The sequence below is a fragment of the Allobosea sp. OK403 genome (assembly GCF_900113835.1).
Classification (GTDB): Bacteria; Pseudomonadota; Alphaproteobacteria; order Rhizobiales; family Beijerinckiaceae; genus Allobosea.
Genome location: NZ_FOQV01000001.1, coordinates 431,696 through 453,151 on the forward strand (window position 1 = coordinate 431,696; position 21,456 = coordinate 453,151).

A 21,456-nucleotide genomic window follows, 5' to 3' on the forward strand; every position below is an offset into this window, starting at 1 on the left:
CTCTCCTCACGCGGCTTTGCGGTCGAGAATCTGGCGGTCGAGAATTTTGCGGTCCATCACGATGCAGCCGATGGCGTCGATATGCGCGTCGAAGCTCATCGACACGAAGGTCGAGGTCTCGTCCTCGGCGATGATGGCGGGGCCGGCGATCGAGGCGCCGGGTATCATCGTCTCGCGCCGGTAGAGCGGGATCATGATGCTGGCGCCGGCCTTGCCGTCATGGAAGGCGCGGCTACCGGAAGCCTCCGGTGCAGCCGAGCTCGCGACGCGCGGCGCCACTGCCGGCTTCGGCGGCTGTGTCGTGACCAGAACCGACCAGCTCAGGATTTCGATTGCGGCTCCGGGAATGGGCCGTGCGAACAGGGCGGCGTAATCGGCCTCGAAAGCGCTCCGCAGCGCCGGGATGTCCTGCTCGCCCAGCACGCCGGAGGGCAATGTCACCGTGATCTCATGGCCCTGGCCGACATAGCGCATGAAGGCGACGCGGCGCGCGATCACGGGTTCGCCGCGTGCGCCGGGCTCGACCAAAGCGCGTGCTTCCTGCTCCATTTCCGCCAGAAGATCCGAGACCAACGCCCCGTCGAAGGCATCGAGCCTGACATGGCGGCTCCTGACCAGTTCGTAGGAGACCGGCGCGGCGAGGAAGCCGACGGCCGAGCCGACGCCGGCGTTGGGCGGCACGATGACGCGCTTGACGCCGATCTTCTCGGCCACGCGCGCGGCATGCAGGGGAGCTGCCCCGCCGAAGGCGATCAGCGTGTGATCGCCGACGACCGCGCCGCGCTCGACCGCATGCACGCGGGCCGCGCTCGCCATGTTCTCGCAGACCATTTCATGCACGGCATAGGCGGCGGTTTCGGCATCGAGCCCGAGCGGCTCCCCGATATCGGCTAGCAGCGCCTTGCGCGACAGGTCCGGATCGAGCGGGATGGTGCCGCCGGCGAAGGAGGCTGGGTCGATCATGCCGAGCACGACATCGGCGTCGGTGACGGCGGGATGCACGCCGCCGCGTCCATAGCAGGCGGGGCCGGGCTCGGAGGAGGCGCTCTCGGGGCCGACCGTGACGCGCTTCAACGCATCGATCCTGGCGATCGAGCCGCCGCCGGCGCCGATCTCGACCATCTCGATCACCGGAATGCGCACCGGGAGCCCTGAACCCTTCAGGAAGCGGGCGGCGCGGTCGACCTCGAAGATGCGCGAGGATTGCGGTTCGAATTTCTCGATCAGGCAGATCTTGGCGGTGGTGCCGCCCATGTCGAAGGAGAGCACCTTGCTCTCGCCGAGCTGGGCTGCGGTCAGTGCGGCGAAGATCGCCCCGCCCGCGGGCCCGGATTCAACCAGGCGCACCGGGAAGCGCTGCGCGGTCTCGATCGAGGTCAGGCCGCCGCCCGAGGTCACCAGGTAGATCGCGCCACGGAACTGCTCCTGCGCCAGCCCCTCGGCCATGCGGGCGAGATAGCCCGCCATCAGCGGCTGGACATAGGCATTGGCGATGGCCGTCGAGGTGCGTTCATATTCGCGCACCTCTGGGCAGACTTCGCTGGAGAGCGTGATGCCGAGCTCGGGCATCGCAGCTTTCAGCAGCGCGCCGGTGCGGCGCTCATGCTCGGCATTGGCATAGGAATGCAGGAAGGCGATGGCGACGCTCTCGACACCGGCCGCCTTCAGTTTCGGCACGAGCGCGGCAACCGCCGCCTCATCTAGCGGCAGGCGGACCTTGCCGTGCACATCGACACGCTCGGGCAGCGTGAAGCGCAGCGCGCGCTGCACCAGCGGGCGCGGCTTCTCGATGGAGAGATCATACTGGTCGTAGCGGCTTTCCGTGCCGATCTCGATGATGTCGCGAAACCCCTCGGTCGCGATCAGGGCGGTTCTTGCGCCGCGGCGCTCGATGATCGCGTTGGTCGCCAGGGTGGTGCCATGGACGAAGACGTCGATGTCGGACATGTGCATCCGCGCATCCGAAAGGATCAATCGCATGCCGCCGAGCACGCCTTCCTCCGGTCGCGACGGCGTTGTCAGCACCTTGCGCGTCATCCGCCCGGCCTCGGTCTCCAGCACCACATCGGTGAAGGTGCCGCCGATATCGACCGCGAGTCTGACGTGCTGCTTCGGTGCCATGTCGATCTGTCTCCGTAGGATCGGCCGCGACCCAGTGTCTGATCCGCTGCAGGCCCGATGCAAGAAACGGAGGCAAGAGCATGCGCGGCATGCATGGGGCATCTCACGTCAGGGGGCGACATGCCGGAGATTCGCAGGTCATAGTTGCGGACCCCAGGCATGGCTCTTGCCTGCGCGGCCCGTCTTTGACGAGAGGTCCTTCCCTTGACTGAACCCTGTGAACTCAGCGCCGTAGAGGCTCGCGCCTTGATCGGAACCAAGAAGCTGTCGGCGAGCGAACTGCTCGAAAGCTGCATCGCCCGCATCGATGCGGTGGATCCGGCCGTCAACGCCATGGTGGCGCGTGACGATGATCGCGCCCGCAAGGCGGCGAAGCTCGCCGACGAGGCGACGATGCGCGGCGACCGGCTCGGCGCGCTGCACGGGCTGCCGCTCGGCGTGAAGGATCTCGAGAACGTTGCCGGCCTGCGCACCACCTATGGCAGCCAACTCTTCGCGAACCATGTGCCGACCGAAGACCAATTGATCGTCGCCAACACCCGCAAGGCCGGCGCGATCGTTCTGGGCAAGACCAACACACCGGAATGGGGTGCCGGCGCCAACACCCGCAACGCCGTCTATGGCGCGACCGGCAACCCCTTCGACCCCTCCAAATGCGCCGCCGGTTCATCGGGCGGCTCGGGCGTCGCGCTGGCGACGAACATGGTGCCGATCGCGACCGGCTCCGACACTGGCGGCTCGCTGCGCAACCCGGCGGCTTATAACGGCATCGTCGGCTTCAGGCCGTCGCCGGGGCTGGTGCCGAGCGAGAAGCGGCCGCTGGGCTGGAATCCGCTGAGCGTGCTCGGGCCGATGGCGCGCACCGTGCCCGATCTGTGCCTGCTGCTCTCGACCATGGTCTCGGATGACGCGGCCGATCCACTGGCCACGACGATCCATGGCAGGACGGTGCGCCGCCCTGAGGATTTCGCCAGGCCGGGAACGATCGATCTCTCCTCGCTCAAGGTCGCGCTGACGCCGGATTTCGGATTCGCACCGACCGAGCGTCATATCCGCGAGGTCTTCGCCGAGAAGACCGGCGCTTTCAGCCATCTCTTCGCACAAGTCGAGGCGGCGACGCCCGATTGCACCGGCGCCGACGAGACCTTCGAGGTGCTGCGCTCGGTTGCCTTCCTCGCCGGCATGTATGAGCGTGTCCGCGACACGCCCGAACTCGTCGGCCCCAATGTTCGCGCCAATGTCGAGGAGGGGCTGCGTTACAGCGCGCTCGACGTCACCCGCGCCTTGAAGCAGCAGACCGTGCTCTACAAGAACTGGCAGAGCTTCTTCGAGGATTACGACGTCATTCTCTCGCCGGCCGTCACCTTGAGCCCGCGCCCCTGGTCGGAGCTCTACCCGGCCGAGATCGACGGCACGCCGACCCGGACCTATTTCCACTGGCTCGCCATGGCCTATGCCGTCACCAATGTCGGCCATCCCGCGATTTCGCTGCCGGTCGGGCTCGACCGCAACGGCATGCCGTTCGGCCTGCAGATCGTCGGCCCGCGCGGCGGCGACGCCAAGGTGCTGGCGGTGGCGGCCGCGCTCGAGGCAGCCTTGGCTGGCGATACGCTGACGGCGCGCCCGGTGCCCGACATCGCCAAACTGGCGGCCGCGCCGAAGCTGAGCGACAGCCCTGGATTCCTGGGCTTCGATTGAGATTTGGTTTTCGATTGAGGTTATTGGGCTTCGATTAAGCAAAGCCGGTCTATGCCGGCCCAAATCCACAAGGCTGCAAGTCATAATGAGGGTAACAGCAATGAAGCGTCGCACATTCCTGAAGGGGGCGACCGCCCTGACATTGGCCGGACCGGCCATGACGGGGCGTGCCTCCGCGCAGGCGGCGACAACCTTGAAATTCGCGCCGCAGGCCAATCTGACGGCGCTCGACCCGATCTGGACGACGGCGACCGTGACCAATAATCACGGCTACTACGTTTACGACACGCTTTACGGCCACGACCTCGACATGAAGCCCCAGCCGCAAATGGCTGAAGGGCATGAGATTTCGGCCGACGGCAAGGTCTGGAAGATCAAGCTGCGCGAAGGCCTCGTCTTCCATGACGGCACGCCGGTGAAGCCGGCCGACTGCATCCAGAGCCTGAAGCGCTGGGCACAACGCGATTCGTACGCCCAGCTCCTGGCCAAGGTGGTCGAGAGCATGACGGCGCTGGACGAGCGCAGCTTCGAGATCAAGCTGACGCGGCCTTTCCCGATGATGCTCGACCTGCTCGCCAAGGCGGACTCGCCCCTCTTCATCATGCCCGAGCGCCTGGCCGTGACCGATGCGAACAAGCAGGTCACCGAAATGATCGGCTCTGGGCCTTATCGCTTCGTGCCGGGCGAATTCGTCTCGGGCAGCAAGGTCGTCTACGAGAAGTTCGAGGCCTATAAGCCCCGTGCCGAACCGCCGAGCCGCGGCGCTGGCGGCAAGGTCGCGAATTTCAAGCGGATCGAATGGCAGATCCTGCCCGATCCCGCGACGGCGGCGAATGCGCTGATCAAGGGCGAGATCGATTGGTGGGAGCGCCCGCTTTCCGATCTCCAGCCGATGCTGGCGAAGGTCCCGGAGGTCGTCCGCGAGGTCACGGACGAGGCCGGGCGCGGCGCGATCATGCGCATGAACCACCTTCAGCCGCCCTTCAACAATCCCAAGGTGCGCGCCGCCGTGCGCATGGCGGTGAACCAGGAAGACTATATGCGCGCCGCCCAGGGCGATGACACGTCGCTCTGGCAGACCTCGCGCAATCTCTGGTGGCGCGGCACGCCCTATTACGACGGCGAGCATGAGGATCTGATGCCGCAGAGCCTGGAGAAGGCCAAGGCGGCGCTGAAGGAGTCCGGCTACAACGGCGAGAAGGTCGTCATCATCAACCCGACCGACTTCCCCGATATAGGTCCGCTCGGCGACGTCACCGCCGAACTGCTCAAGCAGCTCGGCATGAATGTCGAGTTCGTGGCAAGCGACTGGGGCACGGTGATCCAGCGCCGCAACAGCCGCGAGCCGGTCGAGAAGGGCGGCTGGAGCATCTTCCACACCACGGGCTCGACCATGGCCTGGGCCAGCCCGGCGCAGTCCTTCCTGGTGCGCGGGCAGGGGGCGAAGGGCTGGTTCGGCTGGTATGACAGCGCCAAGGCCGAGGCGCTGGCGGAGGAGTGGCTCTACGCGCCCGACGAGGCCGCGCAGAAGAAGGCCGCCGCCCAGCTCGGCCGCCTCGCGCTCGAGGAGACCGCGACGGTCCCGCTCGGCAGGTTCATGATCCAGACGGCTTATCGCAAGAACCTGACCGGCATGCTAAAAGGCTCGGCGCCTTACCCCTGGGGCCTGAAGCGCGCCTGATCGGCGCGGAAGAGCTAACGTCGTCCCAGACGGTCGCTAGCTAGCCATCCGAGGCGATCGAGATTTTGGGCTCGGGGCTCCAAGCTCCGGGCCCTTACTGTTTCACCGCTACCGTCGCTGACCAAAGCGAGGTCGCGTCGCGCAGCCTGCCGCGCCGTCCTTGTCGACGCGGCTGATGTGGGGGCTCGTGCGGCGCCATGGTGCTTGCTATCGCCGCGACGCTCTAGTCACTTTTGGCCGACGATCCGCTGGCCGCGCCCCACACCGGACGTCGCCAGATTGAAAGCGGTGCCGAAGCTCAAGGACACCCCGAACATCCTCGGCTTCGACTGGAGCGTTTTCGAGCGAACCGGCGCCCACTACGCTCGAAAATGCTGTAGTTTCTGGATTTTGGGCTCAAGCCTGCGGCAAGCCCCGGAATGACGTAGTGTTTTCATCGAAGGCCGACCATAAAATGGGGAGAGACCATATGAAGCGCCGTCAGTTCCTGCAGGGCACGGCAGCCGCCGCCCTGTTTGCTCCAACGCTGGCCCGCAAGGCCATGGCTCAATCGTCGAGCCCGGCGGTGCTCAAGATGGCGCCGCAGGCGAACCTGACCTCGCTCGATCCGATCTGGACGACCGCGACCGTCACCAATAATCACGCCTACTACGTCTACGACACGCTTTATGGCGGCGATCTCGACCTGAAGCCGCAGCCGCAAATGGCTGAGGGGCATGAGGTTTCGGCCGACGGCAAGGTCTGGAAGATCAAGCTGCGCGAAGGCCTTGCCTTCCATGACGGCCAGCCGGTTCGGCCCGCCGACTGCATCGAGAGCCTGAAGCGCTGGGGCCAGCGCGATCCTTACGGCCAGTTGCTGCTCAAGGCGGTCGAGGCCTGGGGCGCGCCCGATGAGCGCACCCTGGAGATCAAGCTGACCCGGCCCTTCCCGATGATGCTCGATTGCCTGGCCAAGGCCGACAACGCGCCCTTCATCATGCCCGAACGCCTGGCCAAGACCGACGCGACCAAGCAGGTCACCGAGATGGTCGGCTCGGGCCCCTACAAGTTCGTCGCCGGCGAATATGTCTCCGGCAGCCGCGTCGTCTATGAGAAGAACGAGGCCTACAAGCCGCGAGCTGAGCCACCAAGCCGCAATGCCGGCGGCAAGATCGCGTATTTCAAGCGGATCGAGTGGCCGATCTTGCCGGATCCGGCGACCGCTGCCTCGGCGCTGGCCAAGGGCGAGATCGACTGGTGGGAACGTCCGCTCGCCGATCTTCAGCCCCTGCTTGCGAAAAGCCCCGACATCACCCGCGAGGTCATCGACAAGAACGGCCGCGGTTCGATCATGCGGCTGAACCATCTCCAGCCACCCTTCAACAATCCCAAGGTGCGCGCCGCCGTGCGCATGGCGGTGAACCAGGAAGACTATATGCGCGCCAGCCAGGGCGACGACACCTCTGTCTGGCAGGTCTGCCGGAACCTGTGGTGGCGCGGCACACCCTATTACACCGGCGAGCTCGAGGACCTGATGCCGCAGAGCCTCGACAAGGCCAAGGTGGCGCTGAAGGAGTCCGGCTATAACGGCGAGAAGGTCGTCATCATCAACCCGACCGACTTCCCCGATATCGGTCCGCTCGGCGATGTCACCTACGAGTTGCTCAAGCAACTCGGCATGAATGTCGAGTTCGCGGCGAGCGACTGGGGCACGGTGATCCAGCGCCGCAACAGCCGCGAGCCGGTCGAGAAGGGCGGCTGGAGCATCTTCCACACCACCGGCGCGGCGGTCGGCTGGGGGAATCCGGCCCTGTCGAATCTCGTTCGCGGTCCCGGCGAGAAGGGCTGGTTCGGCTGGTGGACCAATGCCAAGGCCGAGGAACTGGCCGAGGAATGGCTCTACGCTCCTGACGAAGCCAGGCAGAAGCAGGTCGCGGTCACGCTCGGCCGGCTGGCGCTGGAGGAATGCGCCACGATCCCGCTTGGCCAGTTCGTCATCAAGACGGCCTACCGCAAGAACCTGACCGGCATGCTGCCGGGCTCGGCGCCTTACCCCTGGGGGCTGAAGCGCGTGTGATCGGCGCGGAAGCGCCAGCATAACCCCGGGCGGCTGCAAATCGCCCGGGGTGATTGGGATTTTGGGTCTCGGAGCTGCGAGACCCAGTTCTCAGTGTTTAGCAGCCACGGCCGCCGACCAGGGCGAGATCACGTCGCTGCAGCCTTCCGCGCCGTCCTTGCCGACGCGGATTATGTTGGGACAGGCGAAGTTGATCGGCAGCACGCCGTGCTCCACCACCGCCAGCGGACCGGCTGCCTCCAGCGCCGCCAACGTCTCGTCGGGCAGGCGGCAATCGGCGCTGGTCGAGTCGGGGCCGGAGACGTCGATGCGCGGGGTATGGGCGGCCTCTTCGATCTCCATGCCGCAATCCAGCGTCCAGGCCAGCATCTGGTAGACGCTGGCGAGAATCCGCCGACCGCCCGAGGAGCCCGCCGCCAGGCGCGGCCAGCTGCCATCCTTCGGCGTCACGATGACCGGGCACATGTTGCAAAGCGGCCTGGCTCCGGGCGCGATCGCATTGGCGCTGCCGGGGCGCGGATCGAACCACATCATGCCGTTGTTCATCAGCGCGCCGGTGCCGGGCAGCACGACGCGACTTCCCATCGAGGAGAGCAGCGTCGTCGTCACCGAAACGAGATTGCCCTCGCCGTCGACGACGGTGAGATGCGTCGTGCAGGTGTCGCCGGGTTCGGTTGCGGCCTTCGCCGCGCCCAGCCCTTCGAGCCGGCTCGCATAGGCCTGGCGCATCACCCGCGACAGCGTCGCGAACCAGTTGGCATCGGGGCCTTCCGAGGAGGGGGCGCTGTCCGCCATGCCCTCGACCACGGCCGCGAGCGTCGGCGCGGCGGTCAGCCCGCCGGCGGTGTGCAGGAGATGCGTGCCGCGCCAGTCGATCACCGGGGCCTCGCGCAGGACCGCCTTGCAGTTGGCAAGGTCCTCCGCATCGACCACGCCGCCCAGCGCCTTGATGTCGGCGGCGAGCCGGGTTGCCAGTTCGCCATGGTAGAAATCATCCAGCCCTGCCTCGGCCAGACGCTCCAGCGTCGACGCAAGATTGCCGAGCCGGAAGAAGCCCGGCATGCCTTGATAGGGCGGCACCGGCGGCAGGCCGCCGGGCAGATAGATGCGGGCGCTCTCCTCATAGAGCCGCAGCACCGCGGCCGAGGATGAGACCTTGAGCGTGGTGTACCAGTCCTGCGCGAGGCCGCGCTTGGCGAGCGCGATCGCCGGCGCCAGCAGATCCGCGACCGGCAGCGCAGTGCCGAAAGCCTCCTTCAGCTTGGCGTAGCCCGCGACCGAGGAGGGGATGCAGAAGGAGAGTGGGCCGTGAATGTTCACGTCGCCCACCACCTCCGGCCAGGTGAAGAGGTCCTTCTTCATCTCGCCGGTCAGGGGGTAGTCGGCCGGGTCGGCGCGGCGCGGTGCGACGGGGCCGAAATCGACGACCTGCGCTCGTGTTTCGTTCGCCTTCAACACCAGCGCGAAGCCGATGCCGCCGAGCCCGCTGTTCCAGGGCTCCACCGCGGCGAGCGCGAAGCAGGCCGCGACCGCCGCATCGGCTGCATTGCCGCCGGCCTCCAGGATCGCGACGCCGGCCTCGGCCGCCTCGCGGTTCTGCGACACGACGATGCCGTGGCCGCCTTTCGCCGTCGGCTTGGTCAGGGTCCAGTTCTGGGTGCGGTAAGGTGGCGTGCGTGTCGATACAGGCGTGGACATCAGCGTCTCTCTGGTTGGGCGTTCCGGCATAGTGGCACGCCGGCAAAGCCAGCGTCGAATGCGTCCTGCGCAGATGGGCGGCATGTTTCGTGCTTGGCGGCAGGATCTTAGCGACGGGACCGTTTTTGCCAGTAAGTCATGCTGCAATTTGTCCTGACGAGCCCGCTTGATCCGCAGAAGGGGCTGCAGAGCCAGATCCAGGAGCGGCTCGTCGCTGCGATCCTGGCGGGCGGCCTGCCATTGCACGAGCCTTTGCCCGCCTCCCGTATCCTCGCCGGGAAGCTCAACGTCTCCCGCAACACGATCACGCTGGTCTATGAGCGGCTGGCCGAGGACGGTTACCTCAAGGCGGTCAATCGGCGCGGCTATTTCGTCAACGACCGTTATCTGCGCGAGCAGCTCAACGTGCCCGTCGACGAGCATGCGGGCAGGGCGCTGCTCCGCTCGGACGAGCCGGTGGATTTCGCCCGCCGCCTGCGCCGCCCGCTCGTTGAGCAGGCCAATATCGTCAAGCCGGCGAACTGGCGCGAGTTTCCCTACCCCTTCGTCTACGGCCAGCTCAGTCCCGACAAGATCTCGCTCAGCCGCTGGCGCGACTGTGTCAGGCTTGCAGGCACGGTTCGCCACAGCCATGACTGGATGGGCGACCTGATCGACAATGACGACCCGATCCTGATCGAGCAGATTACGCGCCGCATGCTGCCGCAGCGCGGCTTCCGGGCGGATCCAGGCAGCATCCTCGTCACGGTCGGGGCGCAGAACGCGCTCTTCCTCATCGCCATGCTGCTCTGCGGGACAGGCACGCGCGTCGCCATCGAGGAGCCGGGTTATGTCGATGCCCGCAACATGTTCCTGGCGCTGGGTGCCACGCTTGAGCCGCATCCGGTCGACGCCAACGGCATGCGCATCAGTGAGGCGCTGGCCGGCGCCGATCTCGTCTATGTCACGCCTGGCCATCAGTCGCCGACCAATGTGACGATGAGCGTGGAGCGCCGTCTGTCGCTGGTCGCGGCGGCCGAGCGGCACGATTTCCTGATCGTCGAGGACGACTACGAGCACGAGCTCAACTTCGTCGGAGCGCAGCGCGCCTCGCTGAAGAGCTTCGACCGGTCAGGCCGTGTACTGCATGTCGGCAGCCTGTCGAAACCGCTCTTCCCGGGCCTACGGCTTGGCTTCATCGTTGCCGCGCCGGCTTTAATCCGCGAGTTGCGGGCGCTGCGGCGCTTGATGTACCGCCACCCCTCTGCGCTCGACCAGCGCGCCATGGCGTTGTTCCTGGCCGAGGGCCATTACGACGCGCATATCCGCCGCCAGCGCAAGGAGCTCGCCGCCAGATGGGGGCTGATGCTGCGCGAGATCGACCGGCAATTGCCCGGCTGCGACGTTACCATGACGACAGGCGGCTCGGGCCTCTGGCTGACGCTGCCGCGCGGCGTCAGGGCGCAGGATCTCCAGCAGCGCGCTGCGCAGTTCGGCGTGCTGATCGAGGCCGGCGACGTGCATTATCTGAGCGAGAACCGGCCGGGAAACCGCATCCGCATGGGTTATGGCGCAATCGCCCAGGACAGGATTGCGCCGGGCATCGCGCAATTGGCGAAAGCGCTGGACGGGCTGATGAGGGATGTCGGGAGGCCGCTCTGAGGCCGCCGTGCCAAGCCGCTGTCCCTCAAGCCGCCATCAGCTCGCTGCGCCCCAGCACCTTGCGCAGGATGTCGGTCATCGCGCCGATCTCGTCTTCCGTCGTGACCAGCGCCGGCGCGAAGATCAGCGCGTCGCCGGTCGCCTTGATGTGCAGCCCCTCCTTGAAGAGCAGGCGCTGCACGAGCGAGCCCTTTTCGCCGGGCGCCTTGCCGGGCGTGAGCTGAATGCCCGAGATCATGCCATAGCCGCGCAGATCATGGACCTGGGCCAGGTTGCGCAAGCTGAAGACGGCGTCGAGGAAGGCATCGGACATTGCCTGGCCGCGCGCGAACAGGCCGTCATCGCGGTAGATGTTCAGCGAGGCGAGGGCTGCCGCGCAGGCCACCGGATGGGCGGAATAGGTGTAGCCATGCATCAGTTCGGGCCGGTCGGCCTTGATCGAGCCGATCACGGCCTGCTGGATCTCGGTCTTGACTGCGACCGCGCTCATCGGGATCGCGCCATTGGTCAGCGCCTTGGCCATGGTCAGCACGTCGGGCGTCACGCCGAACTCCTGCGAGGCGAAGGCCGCGCCGGTCCGGCCGAAGCCGGTGATGACCTCGTCGAAAACCAGCAGGATGCCATGTTTGTCGGCAATACTGCGCAGGCGCTGGAGATAGCCTTTCGGCGGCACGATGGTGCCGATCGAGCCGGCGATCGGCTCGACGAAGACGGCCGCGATCGTCTCTCCGCCATAGGTCTTGCAGAGCTCTTCGAGATCGTCGGCGAGCCAGGCGCCGTCATCGGGCTGGCCGCGGGTGAAGCGCTGCTCGTCGCTCCAGGTATGGCGCATATGCACGACGTCGCAGGTCACGCTGGAGAATTCGCGGCGGTTGCCGACCATGCCGGCAAGCGAGGTGCCGCCGAGATTGACGCCGTGATAGCCCCAGGCGCGCGAGACGAAGCGCGTGCGCTGGGCCTCGCCCTTGGCGCGGTGATAGGCAAGGCAGATCTTCATCGCGGTGTCGACGGCTTCCGAGCCCGAGGAGCCGAAGAAGACCCGGTCGAGGCCGTTCGGCAGGATGCCGGAGAGCCGCTCGGCCAGCTCGAAGGAGATCGGCGCGGCCCGCTGGAAATGCGGGGAATAGTCGAGCTCCAGCAATTGCGCGTGCACCGCCTCGGCGATTTCGCGCCGGCCATGGCCGGCGGCGCAGCAGAACAGCCCCGACGCGCCGTCGAGGATCTCGCGGCCCTCCGGCGTCCAGTAGCGCACGCCCGAGGCCTTGGCGAAGAGCTGCGGCTCGGCATGGAACAGCTTGTTGTTGGTGAAGGGGAGCCAGTGGTGGTCCATGTTGAGGGGCTGCTGGTCCATCGCGCTCTCCTGAATGCGTTCGCCTCTGGGTCGTGCTGCTTTAGTCGCGCGGGCCGGGCTGATCGTAGAGCCAGGCGTGACATTCGTTAGGTCCAGCGCCGAAGGCGCGAGGTCATCGCCTTGTCACGGGGGGCGTTCCTCCTGCAAAGCTGCGCAGGTTCTGAAAGGCGCATGAGGACGGCGATGGCCAAGACGATTCTGATTTCGGGTGCGACGGCGGGCTTCGGGGCGGCGACCGCGCGCCGCTTCGTTCAGGCCGGCTGGCAGGTCATCGGCACGGGCCGGCGCGCTGAACGGCTGGACGCGCTGAAAGCCGAACTCGGCGAGGCCTTCCACGGCGCCGCCTTCGACATCACCGACGAGGCGGCGATGCTGGTGGCGCTCGCGGCCCTGCCCGAAGGTTTCAAGGGCATCGACGTGCTGGTCAACAATGCCGGCCTCGCGCTCGGCACCAAGCCGGCTCCGCAATCCGCGCTCTCCGACTGGAAGACGATGATCGGAACCAATGTCACCGGTCTCGTGACGCTGACGCATCACCTGCTGCCGGTGCTGATCGAGCGCAAGGGCGCGATCGTCAACATCGCCTCGGTCGCGGCGAACTGGCCCTATTCCGGCGGCAACGTTTATGGCGCTACGAAAGCCTTCGTGCAGCAGCTCTCACTGGGGCTGCGCTCCGATCTGCACGGCAAGGGCGTGCGCGTGACCTCGATCGAGCCCGGTCTGTGCGAGAGCGAATTCACCCTGGTGCGCAATGGCGGGGACCAGAAGGCCTATGACGCGCTCTATGGCGGCGCCAATGCGCTGCAGCCGCACGACATCGCCGAGACGATCTTCTGGGTCGCGACGCAGCCCGCGCATGTCAACGTCAATAGCCTCGAGATCATGCCGGTGAGCCAATCCTTCGCCGGCTTCCAGGTTCATCGGGAGGCGTGATGGCGACCTTCGATCTCGCCATCGTCGGCGCCGGTATCGTCGGACTCGGCCATGCGCTCGCAGCCGCCAAGCGCGGCAAGCGGGTCGTCGTGATCGATCGCGATGCGCAGGCCAATGGCGCTTCGGTGCGCAATTTCGGCTTCGTCACGGTGACGGGGCAGGGCGCCGGCGATTGCTGGAGCCTTGCCCGGCGTGCCCGCGACGTCTGGGTCGAGATCGCGGCTGCCGCAGGCATCGACATCCTCCAGCGCGGGCTTGTCCTGGCTGCGCGCCTGCCGGAGTCGGAGGCCGTGATCGAGGCCTTCCTGGCGAGCGAGATGGGTGAGGGCTGCGAACGCCTCAGCGCCGGGCAGGCGCTTTCGCATGTGCCCTGCCTGAGGCCCGAGGCGGCGCGCTTTGCCTTGTACAGCCCCCATGAGGTGCGCGTGGAATCGCGCCAGGCGGTGCCACTGGTCGCGCGCTTCCTTGCCGAGCGTCATGGCGTTGAATTCCGCTGGAGCACGAGCGTCGTCGCGGTCGAGGCGCCGCGCCTGATCACTGCCGATGGCGGCGTCATCGAGGCCGAAGCCGTGATCATCTGCCCCGGCGACGAATTCACGGCGCTGTTCCCGGAGCGGATCGCGGCCTATGGCGTGACCCGCTGCAAGCTGCAGATGATGCGCGTCAGGCCTGCCACGCCGGTGGCCCTCGGGACCGCGGTGATGTCCGATCTCGGGCTCGGCCGCTATCTCGGCTATGCCGAATTGCCTGAGGCCGAGCCGTTGAAACGGCGCTTGGACGCCGAGTTAGCGGCCCATCGCGAAAACGGCATCCATCTGATCGTGACCCAGTCGGCCGATGGCTCGCTGGTCGTCGGCGACAGCCATCATTATGCCGCGACGCCCGACCCGTTCGGGTCCGAAGGGGTCGACCAGCTTATCCTCGACGAATTCGATGCGGTGCTCGATCTGCCAGGCCGAACCGTGACCGAGCGCTGGATCGGCACCTATGCTTCGGCTTCCGGCCGCTGGCGCTTCACCGACAAGCCATCGGACGCGGTCCGCATCGTCGTCGTTACCAGCGGCTGCGGCGCCTCGACGGCCTTCGGGATCGGCGAGGAAACCATCGACGAACTTTACGGACGGCAAGGGTGATCTCGGCATGAGCAAATTCAAGGCGGTGGTGTTCGATTGGGCCGGCACCATGATCGACTTCGGTTCCTTTGCGCCGATGGGGGCGTTCGTCGACACCTTCGCCAAATTCGGCGTCGCGGTGACGATCCCCGATGCTCGCAAGCCGATGGGCCTGCCCAAGCGCGCGCATATCGCCGCGATGCTGGCGGAGCCGCATATCGCCGAAGGCTGGCGGGTCGCGCAGGGTGCGCTACCTGATGAGGCCGCGATCGACGCCGTCTACAAGCTCTTCGTTCCCCTCAATGAGGAGGTGGTGAGCAATTACTGCACGCTGGTGCCCGGAGCGCTCGAAACCGCCAATCATATCCGCGCCAAGGGCATGAAGATCGGCTCGACCACGGGCTATACCCGCTCGATCATGCAGCGCGTGCTGCCACTGGCCGCCGCGCAGGGCTATGCGCCCGACAATCTCGTCTGCGCCGACGACCTGCCGCTGGGTCGGCCGACCGCGATCGGCATGTATAAATGCTTCCTCGATCTGATGGTCCATCCCGCTTCCGCTGTGATCAAGGTCGACGATACCGAGCCCGGTATCGCCGAGGGTGTCGAGGCCGGCTGCATCACGGTCGGTTTGACCCTGTCGGGCAATGAGGCTGGCCTGACGCCGGACGAACTCGCCGCGCTCTCGCCTGCGCAGCGTCAAGCGCTGCATGAACGTGTTGCCGCCAAGCTGATCGCAGCCGGAGCGGATTATGTCATCGGCACCGTCGCCGAATTGCCGGCCCTGATCGACCGGCTGGAGGACGACCGCTGAGTGATGGCGACGGCATGAAGCCCAACCTCCTCCTGATCACCGCCGACCAATGGCGCGGCGACTGTCTCTCGGCCGTTGGCCACCCTTGCGTGCGGACGCCGAATATCGACGCGCTGGCAGCCGAGGGCGTGCTGTTCGCGCGGCACTATGCCGGGGCCGCGCCCTGCTCGCCGGCACGGGCGGCGCTCTATACCGGTCTTTACCAGATGAACCATCGCGTCTGCCGCAATGGTTCGCCCTTGGACGATCGCTTCGACAACCTCGCCCGGCTGGGGCGGAGGGCGGGCTATGACCCGACGCTGTTTGGTTACACCGACGTTTCGCTCGATCCCCGGACGCTGCCGCCGGGCGATCCGCATCTGACGACCTATGAGGGCGTGCTGCCGGGTTTTTCCGTGCGTGAATTGCTGCCCGAGCATGAAAAGCCCTGGCTGTCCTGGCTCCGCTCGCGTGGGCACGAGAAGGCGACCGACCGGAACGTGCATGCGCCGGCGGGGCAGGGAGGCGCGGTCGGCACAGCGCCTCCGGCCTATGGCCGGGACGAAACCCAGACTGCCTATCTGACCGATGCCTTCCTGCGCTGGCGCTCTGAGCAGGATGCGCCCTGGTTCGCGCATCTCTCCTTCCTGAGGCCGCATCCGCCCTTCGTCGTGCCGGCGCCCTACAATACGATGTTCACGGCGCGGGACGGGCCAGATTTCGTCCGCGCGCCCGACCGCGCAGCCGAGGCGGCGCTCCACCCTTATCTTGCCTTCCAGATCGCCCAGAACACGCAATCCGGCTTCGTTCGGGGTGCGAGCGGGCGCGTCGAGGACTGGAGCGCCGGGGAACTCGCCACGCTGCGCGCCGTCTATTTCGGCATGATCGCCGAGGTTGACGCCCAGCTCGGCCGGATCTTCACCGCGCTTCGCGGCAATGGCGAATGGCAGAACACCATCATCATCTTCTGCTCCGACCATGGTGAGATGGCCGGCGACCACTGGCTGCTCGGCAAGGGCGGCTTCTTTGAAGGCAGCTACCATATCCCGCTGGTGATCCGCGATCCCGCCCAAGCTGCGCATGCCGGCCGCAGGATCGAGCAGTTCACCTCGGCCGCCGACATCATGCCGACATTGGCCGAGCGGCTCGATCAAGCGCCCTTGAACCATCAGGACGGGCGCTCGCTGCTGCCGTTCCTGGCGGGGCGGGCGCCTGCTTCCTGGCGCGAGGCGGCCTTCTGGGAGTTCGATTTCCGCGACATCGAGAATGGTGTGGCGGAGCGCCATTTCGGCCTCGGCTCCAATGCCTGCAACCTCTCTGTTATTCGCGACGAGGCCTATAAATACGTCCATTTCGCCGGCTTGCCGGCGCTGCTCTTCGACCTGACGAACGACCCGGCCGAAACGCGCGATCTTGCATCCGATCCGGCCCATCTCGCGGTCAGGCTGCATTATGCGGAGAGGCTGCTCGCGCTGAGGGCGCGGCATCTCGACCAGACGCTGGCCTATACGCATCTCTCCAGTCGCGGTCCGGTCTCCAAGTCTTTCGACGCCTGAAGTTCCGGCGCAGTGTCGCCGGCCTGTCGCAATCGCGCGGCATGCCCATGGTCGGAGAAGCTGGACCCATAGAATTCGACCTGTGGCTCTAATCTTGCTTGCCTCTCCCCCATAACAATTCAGGGGTGCGCCGGTTTGGAGCCGGCTTCCGATCAGAAGCAGACGCAGCGCAACGCAATCACAGGGGATCACGATGTCCAAGAAGCCTGGAACCGCCTTCGCCCGCCGTGACGTCCTCAAACTCGCCGCCATGGCAGGCGTCGCCATGCCGGCGCTGATCAGTCGCGGCGCTCTCGCCTCCTCGGGCGAGATCAACATCATGATGTGGTCGGACTATCTGCCCGAGAGCTTCGTCAAGGGCTTCACCGAGAAGACCGGCATCAAGGTCAATTTCACCGGCATCGGCTCGAATGACGACATCCTCAACAAGATGAAGGCGTCGAACGGGCAGGGCTTCGACATCGTCACCCCGACCGTCAATCGCAGCCCGCTCTGGAAGGATCTCGGCCTGTTGATGCCCTTCGACATGAAGAAGGTCGCGATCGATAAGGTGAACCCGGCCATGGCGCTGGGCGAGACGCATTGGAACTTCGCCGGAAAGGGCAGCCATTGGCTGCCGCATATCTGGGGCACCGAGGGCGTCTCCTGGCGCACCGACAAGTTCACGCCCGCCGGCACTGCGCCGAGCTATTACGACGTCTGGGACGACGCCAATGCCGGCAAGACGATGGGGCGCGGCCATTCGATGATCCTCGGCCTGGGTCTGGGCATGGAGCGTCGCGGAGAACTGGCGCCAGGCTCGGTCTGGGAGGCGTACAAGACACCCGAGAAGATGACGGAGGTCTGGACCAAGCTGACCGAGGTCGCGATCAAGAAGAAGAAGAACATCAAGCTGGTCTGGAACGATGCCGACGCGCAGAAGAACGGCCTGCTCAATGAGGGCGTCATCGTCGGCCAGACCTGGGACGGGCCGCCGATCGCGCTCAAGACCGCCGGCGAGCCGGTGATGTATCGCGCGCCGGTCGAGGGTGCGATGGCCTGGGTCGACGGGCTCTCCCTGCCGATCGGCGCCAAGAACATCGATCAGATCTACGCCTTCATCGACGCCTGCTACGACGCCAAGCTCGCTGGCGAGGCGATCAAGACCCACGGTTACAACTCGCCGGTCGTCGGCGCCGACAAGTTCGGCGGCGAGGTCTACGCCAAGAACTTTGCCGACGCTTATCCCGGCGACTCGCTGGCCAAGCTGAACCCCTGGCCGGCCGAGGCGCCCTGGTATGCCTCCAAGCGTTCGGAATTCACCAACAAGTTCATGAGCGCCTGAGGACTCTCACGCTGGCACTTCCTTTGCCATCACCGCGCCGTCATCCCAGCCGGAGCGAAGCGGAGAGCCGGGATCCATTCCGGAACAGTTCAGGAATGGATCCCGGATCGGCGCGGCTTCGCCGCTTGTCCGGGATGACGGCGCGGTGAAACACCGATGATTTCGCCAGGCGAATAGGCCGCTCCGTCCGAAGCCTCCTCCGATCCAGGACCAGCATGAACACCAGGGACGTCGTCCTCGAGCACGTATCGATCCGCTTCGGAAACTACAGGGCCGTCGAGAACGCTCATCTCTCGATCAAGGGCGGCGAATTCTTCTCGTTCCTCGGGCCGTCGGGCTGCGGCAAGACCACCTTGCTGCGCTGCATCTCGGGCTTCGTCCAGCCGAGCGAGGGCCGCGTGCTGATCGGCGGCAAGGATATGAGGAATGTCGGCCCCAATAAGCGGCCGACCGCGCTGATCTTCCAGAATCTCGCGCTCTTTCCGCTGCTCTCGGTCGCGGAGAACATCGCCTTTCCGCTCGAGGTGCGTGGCGTCGGGCGTAAGGAGCGCCGCAAGCGCGCCGATGAACTGCTCGAGATGATCGCGCTGCCCGGTACCGGCGACAAGAAGGTGCATGAGCTCTCGGGCGGACAGCGCCAGCGTGTCGCAATCGCCCGCGCACTCGCTGCCGAGCCCGACATCCTGCTGCTCGATGAGCCGCTCTCGGCGCTCGACCTCAAGCTGCGCCAGCATATGCGCACCGAATTGCGCGCCATCCAGCAGCGCGTCGGCCTGACCTTCATCTACATCACCCATGATCAGGGCGAGGCCCTGACCATGTCGGACCAGGTCGCGGTGATGAATGCCGGCGTGGTCGAGCAGGTCGGCGATCCGCAGACGATCTACAACCGGCCCAAAACCCCCTTCGTCGCCTCATTCGTCGGCGAGACCAATGCGATTCCCGGCGCCGTCATCAGCCAGCAAGGCGCATTGGTGACGCTCGACACCGCGCTCGGCCCGCTCACCGGGCAGTCGGCGGGCGGACGCGACTATCAGGCCGGCGAGCGTTGCACCTTGTTCGTCAGGCCCGAGCAGCTCGCCCTTGCCGATGCGGCTCCTGCGACGAATGCGATCGCCGCCAGGCGCGTCAACGAGGAGTTCGAGGGCTCGATCCGCACGCTCTACCTCAGCGCCAACGGGCTCGATCTCAGGCTTTACCGCATGAATGCCGATACCTCCGGGCCGGTGCTCGCAGCTGACGGCGTGGCCAGCGTCTGGTTTCGCCCCGAGCATGCGACCGTTCTTCCCGCCGATCCGTCGCGGAGCGGTTGAGGCCATGGCAGCGCTTCGTCAACTCTGGAGCACCATTGCCGATCGACACGGCCTGGGCGTCGCGGTCTTCATCGGCGGGGCGGTGCTGTTCTGGGTTCTGGTCCTGATCGTGCTGCCGCAACTGGCGATGTTCGACGTCTCGCTGCGCCACAACCTGCCGCGCCCCGAGATCGGCGGCCCGGCCGATGTCTACACCTTGAAGAACTACAGCTATTTCCTGTTCGGCAATGGCACGCTGAACACGCTCGACATCGGCGTGCTGGTCAAAACCTTGATCGCCGCCGTCATCGTCACCCTGCTCGACATCGTCATCTGCTACCCGATCGCCTTCATCCTCGCCCATTCCGCCACCGGCGTCGCGGCGCGGATGATGGTCATCGGCCTGATCGTGCCCTTCTGGATCAACGATATCCTGCGTGCCTTCGCTTTCCGCATCCTGTTCGGCGCGACAGGCGTCATCAACGGCATCGGCCAGGCGCTGGGCCTGTGGTCGAGCCCGATCGACTTCATCCGCGCCGATGTCGCGCTCTATGCCGGGCTTGCCTACACCTACACCCTGCTGATGGTGTTCTCGATCTACAATGCGGTCGAGACGCTCGATCGCAACCAGATCGAGGCGGCGCGCGACATGGGCGCGAGCTGGTGGCGGGTGCATTGGCGCGTGGTGCTGCCGGTCGCCAAGCCCGGCATCGCGTCGGGCGCGACCATGGTCTTCATGCTGACGGCAGGGGCGCTGGCGGCTCCGCAGATCCTCGGCGGCCCGTCGAACCTCTGGTTCACCCAGATCATCTATCAATGGTTCAACGATGCCGGCGACTGGCAGCGCGGTTCCGCCTACGCCACCATCCTGCTCGTTATTTGCCTCGCCTTCGTCTTCCTGATGATGCGCGTCTTCAAGGTCTCGATCGGAGCGATCGGGCGATGACGCGGGGTTCAGGCGGCGGCCTCTTCGCGTTCAGCTACGCGCTGTTGTTCTTCCTCTTCCTGTTCGGCCCGCTGATCATCATGGTGATCACGGCCTTCAACTCCTCGGCCTTCCCCCGGGTGGTGCCGTGGGAGTGCTTCACCACCGACTGGTTCGGCGTGCTGGTGCGCAATGAGCGATTGATGACCGGGCTGTGGACCAGCCTCGCGATCGGCCTCGCTGTGGTCGCGATCGCAGTGCCGTTCGGGCTGGCGGGCGCGCTTGCACTCGCCGATATCGGCCCGCGCCTGCGGGCCGGGCTCTACGCCGTGCTGATCACGCCGATCCTGATCCCCGGCGTCGTGCTCGGCATCTCGACCATCGTCTTCTGGAGTTTCGTCGGGCGTGGGGTGGGAGCCAGCTACGATACGGTCTTCTACAACGGCTTCTTCCTGACGCTGCTCGGGCAGGTCGCCTTCATCGCCTCCTATGCCATGCTGGTCCTCAACGCCCGGCTTCAGCGCTTCGATCCGACGCTGACGGAAGCCGCGCTCGATCTTGGCGCGACGCCGGGCCAGGCCTTCCGTAGGATCCTGCTGCCCTTCATGAAGCCGGCGCTCGGCTCGGCCGCCTTCATCACCTTCCTGGCCTCGTTCGAGAACTACAACACCACCGTCTTCACCATCCTGTCCGGCAACACCTTCACAACGGCGCTGGCCTCGAAGGTCAGGCTCGGCACCGACCCTTCGCTCTCGGCACTTGCCGTCATCATCATCGCGGTGACGCTGATCGGCGCGATGGTCAGCGAGGCCCATACCCGCCGCCAGGAGCTTCTGCGCAGCGGCAAGGCCGGCCAATCCCGGCTCTACGCCAACCCGCTCTCGCGCCTGCTGACGCATCCGGGCGCGGTCCTCGTTTTGCTCCTCGGCGTGACGGGCTTCATCACCTGGTCGGCAAGCCGCGTCGATGCCAATCTCTGCCGCGCCGCGATCCTGCAGGAGAAGCAGCAAGTACAGGAAAGGCTGATGCAGGAGCAGCGCAACCGCATCCAGCAGCAGGCCCCGGCGCAGGCGCCCGCCCAGGCGCCATCGAACAACCCGTCGCCCTTCGGTGGTGCGTTCAATCCGAATTCGCTGGCGCCGCCGGCCCAGCCTGCGCCACCGACCGCGCCGCCGCCGTCTAACAATCCCTCGCCTTTCGGCGGGGCCTTCAACCCCAATTCACTTGCGCCCAAGCAATGACCGACCCAAGCGATGACGGGGAGTAGAAGCGCTT

15 protein-coding genes are annotated in these 21,456 nt (G+C 66.1%); 12 read left to right on the forward strand and 3 right to left on the reverse strand.

Features of this window, described 5'->3' with window-relative positions; translation table 11 throughout:
• Window positions 1-6: 6 nt before the first annotated feature.
• Window positions 7-2,121 carry a hydantoinase/oxoprolinase family protein gene (locus BMZ97_RS01920; RefSeq protein WP_092164930.1) on the reverse strand — a complete coding sequence of 705 codons (2,115 nt, stop codon included), beginning with the start codon at window positions 2,119-2,121 and terminating at the stop codon, window positions 7-9.
• Between the two features lie 204 nt (window positions 2,122-2,325).
• Here BMZ97_RS01920 and BMZ97_RS01925 point away from each other — a divergent pair, with 204 nt between their 5' ends.
• The 3 genes from BMZ97_RS01925 (at window position 2,326) to BMZ97_RS01935 (ending at window position 7,556) form a co-directional block, all read left to right on the forward strand.
• Complete coding sequence (locus BMZ97_RS01925; RefSeq protein ID WP_092164932.1) at window positions 2,326-3,819, forward strand: amidase; 1,494 nt, start codon at window positions 2,326-2,328, stop codon at window positions 3,817-3,819.
• Window positions 3,820-3,919: 100 nt separating this feature from the next.
• Window positions 3,920-5,500, forward strand: coding sequence for an ABC transporter substrate-binding protein (locus tag BMZ97_RS01930; RefSeq protein ID WP_092164934.1), 1,581 nt, complete (start codon window positions 3,920-3,922; stop codon window positions 5,498-5,500).
• Between the two features lie 469 nt (window positions 5,501-5,969).
• Entirely contained in the window at window positions 5,970-7,556 is a 1,587-nt protein-coding gene (locus BMZ97_RS01935) for an ABC transporter substrate-binding protein (protein WP_092164936.1), read from the forward strand.
• Between the two features lie 90 nt (window positions 7,557-7,646).
• Here the strand turns inward: BMZ97_RS01935 and BMZ97_RS01940 are convergent, their stop codons facing one another.
• Entirely contained in the window at window positions 7,647-9,254 is a 1,608-nt protein-coding gene (locus BMZ97_RS01940; protein ID WP_092164938.1) for a gamma-glutamyltransferase, read from the reverse strand.
• Between the two features lie 138 nt (window positions 9,255-9,392).
• Between BMZ97_RS01940 and BMZ97_RS01945 the strand changes: the two genes are divergently transcribed.
• Entirely contained in the window at window positions 9,393-10,895 is a 1,503-nt protein-coding gene (locus BMZ97_RS01945) for an aminotransferase-like domain-containing protein (RefSeq protein ID WP_092164939.1), read from the forward strand.
• Window positions 10,896-10,920: 25 nt separating this feature from the next.
• Here the strand turns inward: BMZ97_RS01945 and BMZ97_RS01950 are convergent, their stop codons facing one another.
• Window positions 10,921-12,246: an omega-aminotransferase AptA gene (locus BMZ97_RS01950; protein WP_092164940.1), complete on the reverse strand. Its 1,326-nt coding sequence runs from the start codon at window positions 12,244-12,246 to the stop codon at window positions 10,921-10,923.
• 183 nt (window positions 12,247-12,429) lie between these two features.
• On the opposite strand from BMZ97_RS01950, the gene BMZ97_RS01955 reads away from it, so the two are divergent.
• From BMZ97_RS01955 to BMZ97_RS01990, 8 genes are all read left to right on the forward strand, one after another.
• Window positions 12,430-13,179, forward strand: coding sequence for an SDR family NAD(P)-dependent oxidoreductase (locus BMZ97_RS01955; RefSeq protein WP_092166491.1), 750 nt, complete (start codon window positions 12,430-12,432; stop codon window positions 13,177-13,179).
• Window positions 13,179-14,312 (forward strand): TIGR03364 family FAD-dependent oxidoreductase, encoded by a 1,134-nt coding sequence (locus tag BMZ97_RS01960; protein WP_175525394.1) that lies wholly within the window; start codon window positions 13,179-13,181, stop codon window positions 14,310-14,312. The genes BMZ97_RS01955 and BMZ97_RS01960 overlap by 1 nt, the downstream gene beginning before the upstream one ends.
• A 7-nt stretch (window positions 14,313-14,319) precedes the next feature.
• Complete coding sequence (gene phnX, locus BMZ97_RS01965) at window positions 14,320-15,105, forward strand: phosphonoacetaldehyde hydrolase (protein ID WP_092164942.1); 786 nt, start codon at window positions 14,320-14,322, stop codon at window positions 15,103-15,105.
• Between the two features lie 14 nt (window positions 15,106-15,119).
• Window positions 15,120-16,640 (forward strand): alkaline phosphatase family protein, encoded by a 1,521-nt coding sequence (locus BMZ97_RS01970; protein ID WP_092164943.1) that lies wholly within the window; start codon window positions 15,120-15,122, stop codon window positions 16,638-16,640.
• Window positions 16,641-16,833: 193 nt separating this feature from the next.
• On the forward strand, window positions 16,834-17,964 hold the full coding sequence (locus BMZ97_RS01975) for an extracellular solute-binding protein (RefSeq protein ID WP_092164945.1): 1,131 nt from the start codon (window positions 16,834-16,836) through the stop codon (window positions 17,962-17,964).
• A 215-nt stretch (window positions 17,965-18,179) separates the two neighbouring features.
• Entirely contained in the window at window positions 18,180-19,277 is a 1,098-nt protein-coding gene (locus BMZ97_RS01980; RefSeq protein ID WP_092164947.1) for an ABC transporter ATP-binding protein, read from the forward strand.
• Between the two features lie 4 nt (window positions 19,278-19,281).
• Window positions 19,282-20,202, forward strand: a complete 921-nt coding sequence (locus tag BMZ97_RS01985) for an ABC transporter permease (RefSeq protein ID WP_092164949.1) — start codon at window positions 19,282-19,284, stop codon at window positions 20,200-20,202.
• Complete coding sequence (locus tag BMZ97_RS01990; RefSeq protein ID WP_092164951.1) at window positions 20,199-21,422, forward strand: ABC transporter permease; 1,224 nt, start codon at window positions 20,199-20,201, stop codon at window positions 21,420-21,422. The genes BMZ97_RS01985 and BMZ97_RS01990 overlap by 4 nt, the downstream gene beginning before the upstream one ends.
• Window positions 21,423-21,456 lie beyond the last annotated feature (34 nt).

Coding starts and splice junctions, on each gene's coding strand:
- BMZ97_RS01920 (WP_092164930.1), bottom strand. CDS start 2,121: ATGGCACCGAAGCAGCACGTCAGACTCGCGGTCGATATCGGCGGCACC.
- BMZ97_RS01930 (WP_092164934.1), top strand. CDS start 3,920: ATGAAGCGTCGCACATTCCTGAAGGGGGCGACCGCCCTGACATTGGCC.
- BMZ97_RS01935 (WP_092164936.1), top strand. CDS start 5,970: ATGAAGCGCCGTCAGTTCCTGCAGGGCACGGCAGCCGCCGCCCTGTTT.
- BMZ97_RS01940 (WP_092164938.1), bottom strand. CDS start 9,254: ATGTCCACGCCTGTATCGACACGCACGCCACCTTACCGCACCCAGAAC.
- BMZ97_RS01945 (WP_092164939.1), top strand. CDS start 9,393: ATGCTGCAATTTGTCCTGACGAGCCCGCTTGATCCGCAGAAGGGGCTG.
- BMZ97_RS01950 (WP_092164940.1), bottom strand. CDS start 12,246: ATGGACCAGCAGCCCCTCAACATGGACCACCACTGGCTCCCCTTCACC.
- BMZ97_RS01955 (WP_092166491.1), top strand. CDS start 12,430: ATGGCCAAGACGATTCTGATTTCGGGTGCGACGGCGGGCTTCGGGGCG.
- BMZ97_RS01960 (WP_175525394.1), top strand. CDS start 13,179: ATGGCGACCTTCGATCTCGCCATCGTCGGCGCCGGTATCGTCGGACTC.
- phnX (WP_092164942.1), top strand. CDS start 14,320: ATGAGCAAATTCAAGGCGGTGGTGTTCGATTGGGCCGGCACCATGATC.
- BMZ97_RS01970 (WP_092164943.1), top strand. CDS start 15,120: ATGAAGCCCAACCTCCTCCTGATCACCGCCGACCAATGGCGCGGCGAC.
- BMZ97_RS01975 (WP_092164945.1), top strand. CDS start 16,834: ATGTCCAAGAAGCCTGGAACCGCCTTCGCCCGCCGTGACGTCCTCAAA.
- BMZ97_RS01980 (WP_092164947.1), top strand. CDS start 18,180: ATGAACACCAGGGACGTCGTCCTCGAGCACGTATCGATCCGCTTCGGA.
- BMZ97_RS01985 (WP_092164949.1), top strand. CDS start 19,282: ATGGCAGCGCTTCGTCAACTCTGGAGCACCATTGCCGATCGACACGGC.
- BMZ97_RS01990 (WP_092164951.1), top strand. CDS start 20,199: ATGACGCGGGGTTCAGGCGGCGGCCTCTTCGCGTTCAGCTACGCGCTG.